This is a genomic window from Aliiglaciecola lipolytica (genome assembly GCF_018860635.1).
GTDB classification, from domain to species: domain Bacteria; phylum Pseudomonadota; class Gammaproteobacteria; order Enterobacterales; family Alteromonadaceae; genus Aliiglaciecola; species Aliiglaciecola lipolytica_A.
Window position 1 is genome coordinate 99,375 of record NZ_JAHKPT010000004.1, and the last position, 16,315, is coordinate 115,689.

The 16,315-nt window shown below is 40.9% G+C and carries 14 protein-coding genes; 5 read left to right on the forward strand and 9 right to left on the reverse strand.

Annotation, left to right across the window (positions count from 1 at the left end; genetic code table 11):
- Positions 1-59 precede the first annotated feature (59 nt).
- The 5 genes from KO530_RS00720 (at position 60) to KO530_RS00740 (ending at position 7,092) form a co-directional block, all read left to right on the forward strand.
- Positions 60-1,907, forward strand: coding sequence for a DUF885 domain-containing protein (locus KO530_RS00720; RefSeq protein WP_252728697.1), 1,848 nt, complete (start codon positions 60-62; stop codon positions 1,905-1,907).
- A gap of 130 nt (positions 1,908-2,037) precedes the next feature.
- The gene (locus KO530_RS00725) at positions 2,038-3,165 is read left to right on the forward strand and encodes an exonuclease SbcCD subunit D (protein WP_216046468.1); all 1,128 of its coding nucleotides are present in this window, start codon (positions 2,038-2,040) and stop codon (positions 3,163-3,165) included.
- Positions 3,166-3,175: 10 nt separating this feature from the next.
- Positions 3,176-6,238 (forward strand): AAA family ATPase, encoded by a 3,063-nt coding sequence (locus KO530_RS00730; protein ID WP_216046469.1) that lies wholly within the window; start codon positions 3,176-3,178, stop codon positions 6,236-6,238.
- Between the two features lie 113 nt (positions 6,239-6,351).
- Entirely contained in the window at positions 6,352-6,636 is a 285-nt protein-coding gene (locus tag KO530_RS00735) for a putative quinol monooxygenase (RefSeq protein ID WP_303499836.1), read from the forward strand.
- Between the two features lie 18 nt (positions 6,637-6,654).
- Positions 6,655-7,092 (forward strand): MarR family winged helix-turn-helix transcriptional regulator, encoded by a 438-nt coding sequence (locus KO530_RS00740; protein ID WP_216046471.1) that lies wholly within the window; start codon positions 6,655-6,657, stop codon positions 7,090-7,092.
- A 9-nt stretch (positions 7,093-7,101) separates the two neighbouring features.
- Here the strand turns inward: KO530_RS00740 and KO530_RS00745 are convergent, their stop codons facing one another.
- The 9 genes from KO530_RS00745 to mrdA form a co-directional block, all read right to left on the reverse strand.
- Positions 7,102-7,953, reverse strand: coding sequence for a peptidylprolyl isomerase (locus tag KO530_RS00745; RefSeq protein WP_216046472.1), 852 nt, complete (start codon positions 7,951-7,953; stop codon positions 7,102-7,104).
- Between the two features lie 81 nt (positions 7,954-8,034).
- Positions 8,035-8,997 carry a lipoyl synthase gene (gene lipA / locus KO530_RS00750; RefSeq protein ID WP_216046473.1) on the reverse strand — a complete coding sequence of 321 codons (963 nt, stop codon included), beginning with the start codon at positions 8,995-8,997 and terminating at the stop codon, positions 8,035-8,037.
- On the reverse strand, positions 8,990-9,631 hold the full coding sequence (gene lipB, locus KO530_RS00755; RefSeq protein WP_216046474.1) for a lipoyl(octanoyl) transferase LipB: 642 nt from the start codon (positions 9,629-9,631) through the stop codon (positions 8,990-8,992). The genes lipA and lipB overlap by 8 nt, the downstream gene beginning before the upstream one ends.
- Positions 9,632-9,658: 27 nt before the next feature.
- Positions 9,659-9,922 (reverse strand): DUF493 family protein YbeD, encoded by a 264-nt coding sequence (gene ybeD / locus KO530_RS00760; protein WP_216046475.1) that lies wholly within the window; start codon positions 9,920-9,922, stop codon positions 9,659-9,661.
- A gap of 45 nt (positions 9,923-9,967) precedes the next feature.
- Positions 9,968-11,140, reverse strand: a complete 1,173-nt coding sequence (locus tag KO530_RS00765; protein ID WP_216046476.1) for a serine hydrolase — start codon at positions 11,138-11,140, stop codon at positions 9,968-9,970.
- Between the two features lie 259 nt (positions 11,141-11,399).
- Positions 11,400-12,221, reverse strand: coding sequence for a septal ring lytic transglycosylase RlpA family protein (locus tag KO530_RS00770; RefSeq protein ID WP_216046477.1), 822 nt, complete (start codon positions 12,219-12,221; stop codon positions 11,400-11,402).
- Positions 12,218-13,165 (reverse strand): lytic murein transglycosylase B, encoded by a 948-nt coding sequence (gene mltB / locus KO530_RS00775; RefSeq protein WP_436792289.1) that lies wholly within the window; start codon positions 13,163-13,165, stop codon positions 12,218-12,220. The genes KO530_RS00770 and mltB overlap by 4 nt, the downstream gene beginning before the upstream one ends.
- Before the next feature lie 107 nt (positions 13,166-13,272).
- A complete protein-coding gene (rodA, locus tag KO530_RS00780) occupies positions 13,273-14,391 on the reverse strand; it encodes a rod shape-determining protein RodA (RefSeq protein WP_216046479.1) in 1,119 nt (372 codons plus the stop codon).
- A 9-nt stretch (positions 14,392-14,400) separates the two neighbouring features.
- Entirely contained in the window at positions 14,401-16,314 is a 1,914-nt protein-coding gene (gene mrdA, locus KO530_RS00785) for a penicillin-binding protein 2 (RefSeq protein WP_216046480.1), read from the reverse strand.
- Between the last annotated feature and the right edge of the window lies 1 nt (position 16,315).

Below are 16,315 nucleotides of genomic sequence, written 5' to 3' on the forward strand. Positions count from 1 at the left end.
AGTGCTTTGTTATGCTTGACATCTAACAATAAAAACACGCACTAACACAGGAAAAAAATATGAAAATTAGAATTAAGCCGATGGCGATAAAACAAGCACTGATCGCTATGTCTGTATCAATTGCTTTAGCGGGTTGTGCAGGTAACAGCACGGACAATTCAACGGGTAATCAGGTGGCGGCTGAAAAAATGACTCAATTAGCTGAGTCGAAAAAAATCCAAGAATTAACTGAAAATTACTTTAATGAAAGTATGGCGTTTAATCCGATTTATTCTACTTTTGTTGGCGAAACTAAATATAACGATCAATTTGATGAACCGCTAACGGAAGCTGTTTTCGCTAAACGTTTAGCCTTTGAGAAGAAATATTTAGCGGCTGTTAATACTATCGATTCAAGTAAATTGAGTGGTCAGGATTTATTGAGCTATGAAGTATTTAAACGGGATCTTGAAGTAGGTATCAGAGAGTTTGAATTGCCTGAACACTTGATGCCAATAAGTCAGTTCGGTGGCGTACATAGTTATTTTGCAATGTTAGGCTCAGGCAGTAGTGCACAGCCTTTTAATACCGCGCAAGATTATCGTAACTTTATGAAGCGCTCGGTTGGCTTTTCTGCTTACATGGACAGCGTAATTACGACTATGCAAGAAGGCATTAAAAAAGGTGTAGTCCATCCCAAGCCAATTATTGAAAAGCTGATACCGCAATTAAGTGCTCATGTTGTAGATGATGTTAGCAAAAGCGTTTTTTACGGCCCAGTAGCCGCGTTAGAGGATAATGAAAATATATCCGAAGATGAAAAAGCTAAATTAAAAAGTGAATATATTGCCGTTATTAAGCAAGTCATTATTCCTGCATATGCGAAGGTGGCAAAATTTGTAGCAGGCGAATATCTGCAAAATGGCCGTGATACTGTTGGCTTATCGGCACTTCCTAACGGTAAAAAATGGTATGAATACCGAATCGAAACGAATACCACATTACCTTTAACCGCTGAAGAAATACATGAATTTGGCAAGCAAGAAGTGGCTCGCATTTTATCAGAAATGATTAAAGTAAAAGAAACTGTCGGCTTTGAAGGGGATTTACCTGCATTTTTCGAGTTTTTGCGTACAGATGACCAATTTTACTTCGATTCTAAGCAAGGGATCATTGATGGTTATACAGAAGTAAAAGAAAAGATTAATGAAAGACTACCATTACTGTTTGAAGTATTTCCTAAAGCGGATTACGTGGTGAAACCGGTTGAGGCATACAGGGAAGCTTCTGAAGCAGGAGCCAGTTATATGCCTCCGGCACCGGATGGCTCGAGACCGGGGATTTTTTATATTAATACCCGTGATCTAAAAGGCCAACCAAAGTTTTCACTAGAAACCTTAAGTATTCATGAAGCGGCACCCGGGCACCATTTCCAAATCGCGATTCAGCAAGAAGTAGAATCCCTTCCAAAATTCCGTAAATTTGGTGGTTACACTGTGTTTGCTGAAGGTTGGGCGTTATACGCAGAAAGCTTAGGTAAAGAGTTAGGGCTCTTCACTGACCCTTATATGTGGTACGGGCGACTAAGCGACGAACAATTGCGTGCTATGCGTTTAGTGGTCGACACTGGATTACATGCATTCGGCTGGACTAGAGAGGAGGCCATCGCCTACATGTTAGCCAATTCATCTATGGCCAAAAGCGATGTTGTTGCAGAAGTTGAACGTTATATTTCAATCGGCGGCCAAGCGCTCGCTTACAAAATAGGTCAACGACATATCCGGATGTTACGCAATAAAGCCTCAGCAGCACTGGGTGATAAGTTCGACGTGCGTAAGTTCCATACCCAAGTGCTAATAGATGGCGCATTACCTATGCCAATTCTTGAAGCAAAAATTGATCGTTGGATCGAGAGTCAAAAAAGTTAATCACATAAGGGTTGCTAGCTTTACAGCGTTTTCAGCGCTCTTTCGATGAGTTAGTATGATAGGCGAGGCTTAGGTCTCGCCTTTTTATTTCCCTTAATAATTTCCAATATCGTAATTTTAAAGGACTTTTGTGAAGTTTTTACATACCTCAGACTGGCATATTGGCCGTCAATTCCACAACGTTTCTCTACTTGAAGATCAACAATATGTGCTTAATCAGTTGATCGAGTACATTAAACAACAAGAAGTTGATGCGCTAATTATAGCTGGGGATATATATGATCGTGCATTACCGCCAGCTAACGCAGTAGAGTTGCTTGATCAAGTCCTTACAACTATCTGTATAGATTTAAAAATTCCAACTATTTTGATTCCAGGAAATCATGATAGTGCTGAAAGAGTCAGGTTTGGCGCAAAACACATGAAACAATCTGGCCTGCATATTATCGGTGATTTACAGCAGATTACACAGCCAACTATCATTGATATAAAAGGGGTTGAAGTTGCTTTTTACGGTATTCCATATTGTGAGCCAGCAATGGTTAGAAATACCTTTGATGTGGAGGTTAGCAGTTATGATGAGGCTCACAGTTACTTGGTCGAAGAAATTAAAAAAGTGATGTCAGACAAACAAAAAAATGTGTTGATCAGCCATTGTTTTATTGATGGTGCCAGCGAATCTGACTCTGAACGACCATTACAAATAGGCGGTGCAGACCGAGTGAGTTATCAACCTTGTATCGACTTTGATTACGTGGCCTTAGGGCACCTGCATAGTCCGCAGTTTAAAGGAAAAGAACATATCCGTTACTCTGGTTCGATCATGAAATATAGTTTTTCAGAGCAGCACCAGAAAAAAGGTGTAACCCTTGTTGAATTCGACTCTGAAATGCCAGTATCAATGACACACCTAGCGCTTAAGCCACTCAGAGACATGCGTATTATTGAAGGTGAATTAAGCACTATTTTAGGACAAGGTAAAGTCGACCCCAACAATGACGATTATCTTTTAGTTAGGCTAACAGATAAGCACGCAATCTTAGATCCCATGGGTAAGTTAAGAGAGGTGTACCCCAATGTGTTGCACCTTGAAAAACCTGGCATGCTAGAAACCAACTCAACACAATTAAATCAAGAGTCGTTAAAGCAAGGGGAGCTGGATATGTTTCGAGATTTCTATTCGCAAATTGCCGGCCAAGCCATGTCAGAGGCTCAAGATAAATTGGTCTCCGAACTAATTAATCGATTAACCAAATAGGGACATTAACATGAAGCCACTTAAACTGACTGTACATGCTTTTGGCCCTTTTTCTGGTACTGAATGTATTGATTTTGCGGAGTTGGGATCTAACCCCTTATTTTTGATAAATGGCCCTACAGGCGCGGGCAAAAGCTCCATACTTGATGCCATCTGTTTTGCCTTATATGGCCAAACAACCGGGGCTGAACGCTCAGCCTCACAAATGCGCTGTGATTTCGCCGATATAAATTTACTGACCGAGGTAACCTTAGATTTTAGCTTGGGCAATAAGGCTTATCGTATTTCTCGGATCCCTATGCAAGAGAGGGCTAAGAGTGTTGGAGAAGGCACCACGTCGCAAAATTCCAAAGCCAGCCTTTGGGAGCTTGATGGTAGCGAGAACAATCGGCTACTAGTTTCATCTAGCGTGAAAGAAGCAGACAACCAGATTAGAAGTCTTATTGGATTAGATGTTGAACAATTCCGTCAGGTTATGGTGTTACCTCAAGGTAAGTTTAGAGAATTGTTGTTAGCGGACTCTAAAGATCGCGAAAAAATATTTAGCCAGTTATTTCAAACTTCCATCTATAAGAGGATTGAAGATGGTTTAAAACTCCAAGCTGCAGAGATTAAAAAAGCGGTGGAGCAACATCAGAACCAAATAAAAGGCATATTGCAAAGTGCTGACGTCAACTCAGAAGAGCAGGTTGAAACAAGCATTGTGCAGATAAAACCAGAACTTGTACTGGCATTTACTCAAAAACAAGATGCACAAAGCCAGGTTAAACAAACGGAAAAAGCCTTAGAAGCGGCTAATCAATTAGTTAAAAAGTTCACCGACTTTGAGTTGAAAAGTCATGAGTTAGAACAACTTAAAGAATCCATTCCCGCGTTCGACAAGCTAAAACAACAGCTGAGGCTTGCCCAAGTTGCACAAAAGTTAGCACCTCTTTTTAAAGACAAAAAGAGCGTGGCATCAAAACTAGCTCAAGGGCAGGAAAAATTAGCTAACAGTCAAACGGCATTAAGCCAATATGACGCCCAGTTAAAACAAGCAGTAGAAAGATTTAGCGCCGCACAAGTTGAGCAGCAACAAGTTGAGTCTGTGCAAAAACAACTCAATCAACTGGAACAGTTTTTAAAAGTGGCGCAAAACTTAAACGCCGCCACAGTGTTAAAAGAAAAGGCCCAATCACAGGCGACGGAGAGTAAAAGTAAACTTAATAAGCAACAAGGTCAGATAGACACTATCAGTTCACAAATAATGAGTTTAGAACAACAATGGCAGCAACTTTCAGAGCAAATAAGCGCCATCGCAGCACAACAACTATTACTTGAAAAGTTAAGTCAAAACTTGACCAAGGGTAAAAATTTACAGAAATTACGGGACGAATTAAAGCAACTGCAACAGCAAAGTGCTCTGGCCAGACGTGATTATGATTCAGCCCAAAATAGCTTATTAGACAGTTCACGCTTAGTTAAAAAAACCGAGTTTTCTTGGCATGCTAGTCAAGCGGCTATTTTGGCCCAAGAGTTAGAAGACGGAGAGCCATGTCCTGTGTGTGGTAGTTTGCAGCACCCTAATATTGCCACGACACAAGGTGTTATTGAATTCACCAGCAAAGAAAAAGTCGATGAGGTTAGAGCCCTAGAACAACAAGCAACTAACACGCGAGATAAGGCAAAAGCACTATTAGATAACGCTGTCAGCAAGGAAACCGTTAAACAGAGCTTAATTGATTCCCTAAACCAAGAGTTAGGCGATATTGCATCTAAAAGCATAGAAGAGATGCAAACTGAGCACGACACTCAGCAGCACAAAGTCAGTGAGTTATTAAGGGTTCAAAAAAACCTGACAACTGTAGCTGAAAACCTAGAAAACAATAAAAACACACTCAAAGAGTACCAAGCTAAACTCTCTGGTTTGCAAGACCAAGCAGCGGTAGATGAGAAAGGTTTGATCACAGCTGAAGCGAATGTTGCGCAACTTGAAAAACAAGTCCCCCCTCAGCAACGTAATATTTCCGAGCTAGAATCCAATATAGATGGTCTAAAACGTAAGATTAGCCAGCTTAATGAGGCCTTAGTGTCTGCTCGACAAGACAAAGAAGTCGCCCAATCTCAATTCGACCAAGGTCATGCCAACAACCAGGCATTACAGGCAAATTTAGCTGAGCTGGAAACCGAAAGTCGAGAGGCCGAAAAAAATTGGGAAACCGCTTTAGGGGCAAGTGAGTTTATTAATGAAGACGCTTTTTTAGCCGCGCAACTAAGTGATCAACAACAACTTGAGTTACAAACCAATATTGAAGGGTTTAAAACTAGGCTGGATAATTTAACCGGAGCGGTTTCCCAACTTAAATCTGAGTTAACCGCCCAAACCAAACCTAACCTTGTTGTGATCCAAGACGAACTTGCCTTGGCTAATTCAGTGCTTAATGAAAAAGATCGCATATGGCGGGAATTAGAAGAGCGCAAAAATCAGCTTCTTTCGGTACAAACCAAGTTAATTGCTGCCCATAAAAAGAACCAAGCACTTGAAGTGCAATATCAAACCGTAGGAACCTTATACGAGGTATCCAACGGACTCACCGGTGATAAAGTTAGTTTGCAGCGATTTGTGCTCAGTGTCTTGTTAGATGATGTATTGATACAGGCTTCACAGCGATTGTCGTTAATGAGTAAAGGCCGATATCAACTTATTCGCAAGGAAGAGCGTGCGAAAGGCAACAAAGCATCTGGACTTGAACTGGAAGTAGATGATGCCTACACCGGCAAATCGCGTCCTGTTGCCACTCTGTCAGGGGGAGAGTCCTTTATGGCTGCCTTATCATTAGCCTTGGGTTTGTCTGATGTGGTGCAGTCCTATTCAGGTGGTATTCGACTGGATACATTATTTATAGATGAAGGGTTTGGTAGTTTAGACTCTGAGTCGTTAGATTTAGCCATCCGCACTTTAATCGATTTGCAATCCACTGGCCGCATGATTGGGATCATTTCCCATGTTAGTGAGTTAAAAAGTCAAATGGCCCTGCGAGTTGATGTGAAATCAGGCAGAGCGGGTAGTCAAATTGAGGTGTTAACTGCATAACGAGTCTGAATATAAAAAGCCATGGCATAAATAGACAAAAAAACATATCTGCTTGACAACTTAGTGCATATAGTTACCATGGTAACTATATTGTTTTGATTAAGGACTGCTCTGTGCATTGTATCTTTGCCACCATTACACCAAAGCCCCAATATTTTAAATATGCAAAAAAAGCTATCCTTGGAATATTAGGGGCTACTCGAAAAGAAGAAGGCTGCTTGCAATTTGACGTCCACACAAATCAAAGTGAAACACAGCTATTTTTATATGAACAATGGCAGGATGAAAGTGCCCTTGAACAACATTATCAGCAAGATTATACAAAACAGGTGTTTACTGCTTATCAAGACTGGTTAGCTGAGCCTGTTGAGATAAAAACCATGGCTTTGCTTAAATAATGGTAGAAGTTTAAAAGTATGTTTTTTCTAAAAGAGCTACCGACTCAAGCAATGATAAACCGCTACAGTGAAGATTACTTTCCTGAGCGAAGTGAAGATGTCGCTAAAAAATTGCAAGGACTGCGAGAATACAGCACTTTGATTCGAAAATTAGAGGACTACTTTGCTAGCCACAACCTTTCTCAATTACGATTTTTAGTCATGATGGTGATTGATCGTGAGCCGGATCGTGATCACCTCCTTGCCCATGAAATAACAGAAAGGTTAGATGTATCAAAGCCGGTATTGAGTCGAGCCATAAAGAAGCTTATTGCAGCCTCGTTATTGTCTTCCAAAAAGGATAAGCAAGATGCAAGGGCAGTTTTGCTATCTTTGACTCCAACAAGTAAAGAATTACTGAGGTCAATATTGCCCGGCTATTTTGACATTCTGAGTGCTCAAAGCCACTCGGTGTAGATAAAACCGTTATTCGTTTATGTAAGTTTTGGGCTTGTAGTAGCACATGTCCAAGTTACCGTTAGCCTTAAAGTGAAAGAATTCACTTTCTAAACCACGAGCGCTTTGTAAACGCTTTTGGAAGGCGTCAGAGTCCTGTTTTTGTATTTCAATTTTAATGCGCTCTTCAGGGGCAATATTTTCTGCCATTTTAATCCAATGTATTTTACTACGCTGCTCAGCTTGTTCGATAACGCCACTCGCTTCATTGACACTTGCCCGTTTTAAGGATTGCAAGGCAGGCATGCCATAGATAACCTGACCAAAGGAGCTCATGTTTCGATCTAGGTGTCGAGTAGCTTGGCCAATGACCATATAAAAATGGGTAGTGGCTGAGTCTTTATTTACATCCCTGGCCATGGCTACATTACCTGGGCAGTGAAGAAGCCACTCTTCTTTACTTTGTAAATCTCGACCGGCAGGAAATTCATGTAAATAGCCAGTTTCAGGTGCCATGAAATCATTTTTTTGTTCCAGTTGAAAGGCACTAATGGGGGGAATAGGGCGGGTAAACTCTGCCTTTAATGGACTATTAAATTGAGTTGGTTTTTTATCCTCAAGATCACCTGCTTGGGCAACAAAACCGTCTATCACCCGATAAAAGTCTAAGCCGTCGTAATAACCTTCACTAATCAGGTTTTTAAAGCGTTTTACATGCTCAGGAGCGATAAACGGCGCTAATTCAATGATCACTAGTCCTTCATCAGTTTGCATATAAACTTGGTTTTCTAATCTAGGTGCACGCCATTCTGTTTGGACTTTACTCAAAGCTGAACAAGAAAAGAATGCAACAACGATTAAAAGTGTAGTGAAAGGTTTCATGGTTATTCCTTGTATAAAAAAGCCCGTTAATGACTACATTAACGGGCTTTGTTTAATCCGTAAACTTAATTAGGTTTTTGGCTATTTTACTTCGACCCCAGCGGCTTGCTTGTCAGCATGATAACTGGAACGCACCATAGGTCCGCAGGCTGCGTGAGTAAATCCAATGCTGTGAGCATAGTCACCTAATTCGTCAAATTCAGACGGGTGTACATAACGTTTTAAAGGGTAATGATGTTTACTAGGTTGTAAATACTGTCCTAATGTAAGCATATCAACGTTGTGAGCACGCAAATCGTCTAACACTACGCTTATCTCTTGCTTGTCTTCACCCATTCCCATCATTAAGCCTGATTTAGTCGGGATCTCAGGATGTTGTTCTTTGAATTTTTTGAGAAGATCGAGTGACCACTGATAGTTTGCCCCTGGACGACATTCTCGATAAAGACGAGGTATGGTTTCCAAGTTATGATTAAACACATCTGGCACACCTTGTTTAAATATTTCTAGTGCGCGATCCATACGGCCACGAAAGTCGGGTACCAGTACTTCAATTTTGGTCGATGGGCTGTGTTCACGAATAGCATTAATACAATCGACAAAATGTTGAGCACCGCCATCACGCAAATCATCACGGTCAACAGACGTAATGACCACGTACTTTAATCCCATCTCAGCAATGGTTTTAGCAAGTTTAATCGGTTCTTCTGCACTTGGAGGTAAAGGCTTTCCGTGGGCAACGTCACAAAATGGACAACGTCTGGTACAGATATCACCCAAAATCATAAAGGTAGCTGTACCATGGTTGAAACACTCCGCTAAGTTAGGGCAGCTTGCTTCTTCACATACAGAATACAGATTATTTTTGCGCAGGGTTTGTTTGATGTGATCAATTTTTTCCGTTGTACGGGGTAATTTAATTTTGATCCACTCAGGCTTACGCAACATTTGTTCTTTTTCTGTGGGAACAATCGTAATGGGAATGTGTTTTACTTTCTCATCATCGCGGAGTTTTACTCCAGCTTGTGGTCGTGCGTTACTCATCAAAACCTTCTTTATATTCTTTGTGATCAATATTTAACAAATTGCAAAAGTGCTCAACCAATTTAGTGCCTGCTGCATTTACAGATTGCGGGCCACCAATAGTTGCGCAATTTATCATCTCAAGGCCAGCATAGCCACAAGGATTAATACGATTAAATGGCGACAAGTCCATGTTTACATTCAATGCTAAGCCGTGAAATGAGCAGCCTTTACGTATACGTAGCCCAACTGAGCAGACTTTCTTTTCGTCAACATATACCCCAGGAGCGTCAGCTTTAGGATAAGCGTTGATTGCATAATCCTGCAAAGTATTCACAACACAGCTTTCAAGGGCAGTTACCAAGTTCCTTACACCAAGCTTACGCCGCTTAATGTCCAACAAAACATACATAGTTTGCTGACCTGGACCGTGATAAGTAACCTGTCCACCTCGGTCGACTTTCACCACGGGGATATCCCCAGGTGCTAATAAGTGTTCTTCTTTACCAGCCTGACCTTGGGTAAACACAGGTAAGTGTTCAACTAACCATATTTCATCTGCAACAGTTGCGTCTCGAGAATCGGTAAAATCTTGCATTGCCTGCCAGATGGGTTGATAACTTTGTTTACCTAATTGACGAACAACTAAAGACATATTACGCAAACGCCACTACCGATTTCATTACAGCACAACTCTTACTAATTCTAAGCTAGATAACTCAGTGTAAATGGTTTCCATATGTTCTTTACTAGTCACCTTTACGCTAATAGATAGCGAATGGTAGGTACCTTTAGAACTGGGTTTTACTGTTGGGCTGTAATCACCTGGTGCATGGTTCTGCAAACAAGAAATAACATCATTAGGAAGCTGCTCATGAGCAACTCCCATTACTTTGAATGTCTGCAAACAAGGAAAATCCAACAATTGATCGAATTTAGTATCCACTTTTTACTCTTCACTAATTTAGGGATTTGAATGCTAGTGAATTGACTAGTCACCAAATCCAAGTTGTAATTTTATATAATCATATGCCCGGTCAAACAATCCGCCTTCTTGCACTTCATGCAGGGCGACTAACGGGTATTCAGCAATATCTTCACCTTCTAGTTGCAAAAATAGCTTACCAACCACTTCACCTTTTGCGATGGGGGCTTCCAAACTTTTTTCTAGTTCAAAGTTTGCTTTGAGATTTTTGACCTGACCTCTAGGGATAGTTATGGGGGTGTCTTGGTTAATTCCCAAGTCTACAGTTTCTTTATCACCCATATAAATACGGTGGGAAACAAAGCTGTCACCCGCTTTATATGGCGTGACGGTTTCAAAGAAACGGAATCCATACTTTAATAATTTTTTATTTTCATTTTTACGGGCTCTTTCACTATCAGCGCCCATAACCACTGCCACCAAGCGCATATCACCTTGGGTAGCAGATGTAACTAAGCTGTAACCAGCATCAGAAGTATGACCGGTTTTGATCCCGTCTACATTTAAGCTTTTGTCCCACAACAGACTATTACGGTTATATTGTTTTATATCGTTGTAAGTAAATTCTTTCTCTTCATACAAAGCGTACTCTTCAGGAACATCATTAATTAGTGCACTAGCAAGAATAGCCATATCACGGGGAGACGTGTAATGATCCGCATCATGCAAACCATGACTATTAACAAAATGGGTTGATGTCATGCCTAATTTTTCAGCATGGGCATTCATTAAACTAACAAATGCACTCTCTGTTCCGGCAATGTGTTCAGCCATGGCCACGCAAGCATCGTTACCTGATTGAATGATAATGCCGCGATTTAAATCGTGTACTGAAACTTGCTTACCGACTTCAATAAACATTTTCGATGAATCTGGAAAGTTTTTGGCCCACGCATTTTCAGATACCGTCACCATATCGGATTCTGAAATATTACCTAACTTGAGTTCATTGCCGATAACATAACTGGTCATCATTTTAGTTAAACTTGCTGGAGCAAGTTGTATATCCGCATTTAGTTCTGCAATCACATGACCGGTATTATGATCGATCAACAAGAAGCCTTTAGCGGCAACGGTCGGAGGAGGGGGGATGACTACAGCTGAAAATGCACTAACCGAAAATACGGCTGTGCTTACTGAGCAAAACAACCCGAAAAAAATAGACTTAATATTGTTCATTGACCTACCATTATTATTAATCTTTTAAAAAGTGTTTCTTGAGCGGTGCGTAATATATCATTTCTGCCAATCACTTTCGTGAAAAATATCTTCAAGTTCGTTTAATCGTTTAGATTTTATGGCGGACGACATATTTGGCTCAACAATAGACGCATGGGTATTCACTAAATATCCACAACTCCCTTAATTACAACTCATGTTACGACCACTAAAAGTTAAAAAAAGTTTAACTTGTTTTTCAACTCAGTATACAACTTCATTAGGGGGTCATAGTCGTTTGGCTGTATATGCGAAAGGCACTGTTATAGCCATCTAATTTTAATTGTTGCAAAAGTTGTTCTGCATGATTTTCATCATCCAAAGGACCTAAATGCAGTCTGAATAGACCATTTTCGTTTGGTGTGTTGACGGATACTTGATACTGGCTTTGAAGACCTTGAGCTAATGCTTGTACTTTTGTTGCATCTTGTAAAGCCGCAACTTGAATAAATAGCTGGTTATCTGCTTTTGCTGATGCTATTTCAGACGCTGATGGCGCTGGTGTATTACCTACAGTCAGCATGCCATTTTGATCCACGTGCATTACTTCTACTTTCACATGAGCCGTTCCGGTATCTAACACGCCAATTTTCATCGCTGCTGCATAAGATAAATCGATGATACGATTGTGATGGAATGGCCCTCGGTCATTGACTCGTACCACAGCAATTTTACCATTTTCTATGTTTGTCACTTTGACGATCGATGGCAGCGGTAGGGTTTTATGGGCGGCACTCATGGCAAACATATTGTAGACTTCGCCGTTAGCGGTTAAATGGCCGTGGAACTTCTGTCCGTACCAAGATGCAATACCTTGTTTAACGTAGCCTTTTCCTGTTGTAAGAGGTTTATAATATTTGCCTAAAACAGTGTACGGTCGCATCGATGCGGCAAGATATGGTTCGTATTTAGGCTGCACATCACGAAAATCAATATCTCGACTAATCGTTTTTGGTTTTGAATCTGAATGCTGGCTATAACGACCTGTATTACTACAAGACGCAATTAGCGCACAAAGTATCAAACAACCAATTATTCTCATTTTAATTCCATTGCTTGTTGTAGCTGTTGACTAAACTGAAATACTGCCATGGCATATAATGGGCTGTGATTATAGCGAGTTATCGTGTAAAAGTTAGGTAGTCCTACCCAATACTCAGTATTATCAGGTTGTTCAAATGCGAGTAATTTCACGCTTTGTTGTGCTGATAAGGAAGTTTTGTCATCTAGTCTTACGCCCGCGTCACTTAACTCTTGCCATGTATGCTTATATTTTAAACTTTTACTGACTAAATCATCAACTTTATTACTGGATGTTGCAACTGTTGCTTTAAATGCAATAGGTTCGCCTGATCGCCATCCATGACGTTTAAAGTAATTAGCCACGCTGCCAATCGCATCTGTGGGATTGTTTAATAGATCGCGAACGCCGTCGCCATCAAAATCTACTGCATAATGCCGATAGCTAGAAGAGATAAACTGACCCCAGCCCATGGCCCCAGCATAAGAACCTTTAACATCGGATAAATCGAAGCCTTCTTCTCGGGTGAGTAGAAAATATTCTGCTAATTCACTTTTAAAAAAAGTGGCACGGGGAGGGTAGTAAAAACCCAGCGTATACAATGCATCTAATACCGAATATTTACCTTTATATGTGCCATAAAAGGTCTCAACTCCAATAATCGCGACAATGATTTGAGCAGGGACTCCGGTTTCTTGCTCAGCTCGTTGCAAATCTTCTTGGTGCTCTTGCCAAAAGGCTAGTCCTTTGGCAAGACGCTTTTCAGTTAGGAAAATAGGGAAGTATTGATGCCAAGGTTTGGCTTCCCAAGGTTTAGCAATGGCTTCTAAAATAGTCTGGTTCTTGTTAGCCCCGTTTAATGTTTGTTTTATAAAGTCGGGATCAAATTGATGCTTTTCAGCCATCATTGTAATGAACTCTTCTATTTGCGCATCAACTTTTGAATCGACGTCTTGGTTGGCCATTCCCTGTGTCATATTCAGGCATAAAATGGAAAACAATATACATTTTGTTAGCGCACGCATTTTCTCTCCGCTTGGAAATCAGCCCGCTTAGGCCGTTTATTTAGTTATTATTGTCTGGAAAGCAGACGTTTTTGGGTACTGATTGCCATTAGAATGCCAAATCCGGCTAATAAAGTCACCATTGATGTTCCGCCATAGCTGACGAGTGGTAAAGGCACACCCACTACCGGCAATAAACCAGAGACCATTCCCATATTAACAAATACGTAAACAAAGAAGGTTAAGGTGATGCTACCAGCTAGTAGTTTAGCGAAAGCATCTTGAGCTCGCATGGCGATCATCAAGCCAACCACTATGATGTAGCAATATATGGCTAACAGCGCCAATATTCCAAACAAACCAAACTCTTCACTAAATACCGCAAAAATGAAGTCGGTGTGTCTTTCCGGTAGAAACTCTAATTGGGACTGTGTTCCTTGCAACCACCCCTTGCCGCTAACACCACCGGAACCTATTGCTATTTTGGATTGAATTATATGGTATCCGGATCCTAAGGGATCACTCTCAGGATTAAGAAAAGTCAAAACTCTCTGCTTTTGATATTCTTTCATTAGGAAGAACCACATAACTGGCGCAAAGGCCGACAACAAAAATGTGACCATTAATATCAGGCTCCAACTCATGCCCGCTAGAAATAATACAAATACGCCTGAACTGGCGATTAACAGTGAGGTACCTAAATCTGGTTGTTTGGCGATCAATAATGTCGGTACAGCCACAAATAAAAATCCGATACAAATGTTCCAGATTTTGGGGGGCAGGTTGTAGCGGCTAATATACCAAGCAATCATCATCGGAACGGCCAATTTCATTATTTCTGATGGCTGAAATCGCACAACCCCTAAATCTAGCCAGCGTTGCGCGCCTTTTCCTGACACCCCAAAAAGTAATACTGCAACCAGCATTAACACGCCTGCGATATAAAAATACACTGACATTCGTTGATACGCCAAAACGGGGATTTGCGCTAACATGAACATGACTAATAGGGCGACTCCAAGTCGAATTACTTGTCGTTGTATCAACGCCATATCTTGGCCGCCAGCAGAATATATAGTGACTAAACCCACAGCCATTAGAACTAATAGTCCAATCAACAAAGTAACGTCTATGTGTATTTTGGTGAAAATGGATTGTTTATTTGGTTCTAATTTTGTTCTTAACATAGTCAATGCTTATTGTTGTGTCTGATTATCGGTTTCAGATTCATCGACGTTAGTTTTAACCAACTGATGCTGTTTATCTTTAAAATAAAAATCCATCACTTTTCGAGCGATTGGCGCAGCTTGGGAGCTACCTCCACCGGCATTTTCAAGTGCGACAGCAATGCTAATTTGCGGATCATCATAAGGCGCAAAACCGATATACATCGCGTTATCCCTATGTTTTTCTGCTAACTTTTCAGCGTCATATTTTGCATCTTGTGCAATAGACACAACTTGAGCAGTACCGGTCTTGCCAGCAGGCTCATAATTAACGTCTACAAAAGCGCCCCGCGCTGTACCATGAGGTTCATGGATTACTCCATACATAGACGCTAGAACCAGATCCCAATTTTCACTGTTTTTTATGGGGATGGGTTGGAGTTCTTTTAGTGGATCTAAAACCATTTCATTTTCAACAATTCTTCCTCGTAATATTTGAGGAACAATTCGTCTACCTTTATTTACCAACGTATTCACCGACTTTGCTAATTGCAGTGGCGTTGCGGTCCAATAACTTTGCCCAATGCCTACCGAAATGGTGTCGCCGATGTACCAAGGTTCGTTATAGCGTGCTTTTTTCCAACCGCGGCTTGGCATATTTCCATCTGATTCTTCATAAATATCAACTCCGGTGTAATCACCAAATCCAAACTCTGTCATGGTTTCGTTAATGCGATCTATACCGAGGTGGTAGGCTAAATCGTAAAAGAAAAAGTCACAGGATACTTCTACTGACTTTTTGACATCTACCCAACCGTGACCCCAAGGAATCCAATCTCGCCATACATGGCTAACATTTTTTAGTTGATAACGGCCATTGTCGAAAAGACGAGTTTCGCTGTCGATAACACCTTCTTCTAAGCCTGCTAACGCTAAGTGCGGTTTAACCGTTGATGCAGGCGGATATTGACCTTGTGTTGCGCGGTTAATCAGTGGTCTATCGGTTGATTGAAGTAGTTTTGAATAGTTTTTACTGCTGATACCGTGCACAAAATAATTGGGATCATAGCTGGGGTTACTATAAAGCGCTAAAACACCACCGGTTTTTGCATCTAGTGCAACCACTGAACCTCGAGTGTCGCCCAAAATGTTCTGTATTTCTAACTGCATTTTAACGTCAATATTGAGGATCAAGTCTTGACCTGGTTCAGGTGGTTGAAAGTTCAACGTACGGATAATCCGTCCTTTACTATTCACTTCTACTTCTTGATATCCCACTTCGCCATGGAGTAATTCTTCATGGTACTTTTCGATACCTAGCTTGCCTATATCATGGGTAGCAGCATAGTTGTCTTCTTGCCCGGCTTCGCTGAGTTTTTGTAAGTCTTTTTTATTGATTCTTGCTACGTAGCCCAACGCATGAGTAAGTGCGCTACCAAAAGGATAATGACGGGTTAATCTGGCTTCAATCGACACCCCTGGGAATTTATGTTGGCTAGCTGAAAATAAAGCCACATCAGTATTCGTTAGACGATTACGTAAGGATACAGGTTTGAACCGTCTTACTCGTTTCATATTGGCTTTAAAGTCAGAAATTTCATCTTCACTTAAATTAAGTAAACTAGTTAGTTCGGTAAGGGTTGCATCGAGATCTTCTATCTCTTCGGGAATTACCTCTAATGAAAAAACAGGTCGATTTTCAGCTAGTAGAATCCCGTTTCTGTCGTAAATAAGACCTCTATTGGGAGCAACCGGCAGCACTTTTATTCTGTTGCCATTGGAGCGTGTTTGATAGTCGGAAAATTTTGATACTTGCAGATAATATAAATTGCTTATTATTAACACCATCGCCACGCAAACCAATAGCATTGCAATGAAGCTGCGTCTTGCAAAAAGGTTGGCTTCGGCCGAATGGTCTTTAATAGTTACGCGATTAACAGCCAAA

Coding starts and splice junctions, on each gene's coding strand:
- KO530_RS00740 (WP_216046471.1), top strand. CDS start 6,655: ATGTTTTTTCTAAAAGAGCTACCGACTCAAGCAATGATAAACCGCTAC.
- mltB (WP_436792289.1), bottom strand. CDS start 13,165: ATGGCCAACCAAGACGTCGATTCAAAAGTTGATGCGCAAATAGAAGAG.
- lipA (WP_216046473.1), bottom strand. CDS start 8,997: ATGAGTAACGCACGACCACAAGCTGGAGTAAAACTCCGCGATGATGAG.
- KO530_RS00730 (WP_216046469.1), top strand. CDS start 3,176: ATGAAGCCACTTAAACTGACTGTACATGCTTTTGGCCCTTTTTCTGGT.
- lipB (WP_216046474.1), bottom strand. CDS start 9,631: ATGTCTTTAGTTGTTCGTCAATTAGGTAAACAAAGTTATCAACCCATC.
- KO530_RS00745 (WP_216046472.1), bottom strand. CDS start 7,953: ATGAAACCTTTCACTACACTTTTAATCGTTGTTGCATTCTTTTCTTGT.
- rodA (WP_216046479.1), bottom strand. CDS start 14,391: ATGTTAAGAACAAAATTAGAACCAAATAAACAATCCATTTTCACCAAA.
- KO530_RS00720 (WP_252728697.1), top strand. CDS start 60: ATGAAAATTAGAATTAAGCCGATGGCGATAAAACAAGCACTGATCGCT.
- KO530_RS00765 (WP_216046476.1), bottom strand. CDS start 11,140: ATGAACAATATTAAGTCTATTTTTTTCGGGTTGTTTTGCTCAGTAAGC.
- KO530_RS00770 (WP_216046477.1), bottom strand. CDS start 12,221: ATGAGAATAATTGGTTGTTTGATACTTTGTGCGCTAATTGCGTCTTGT.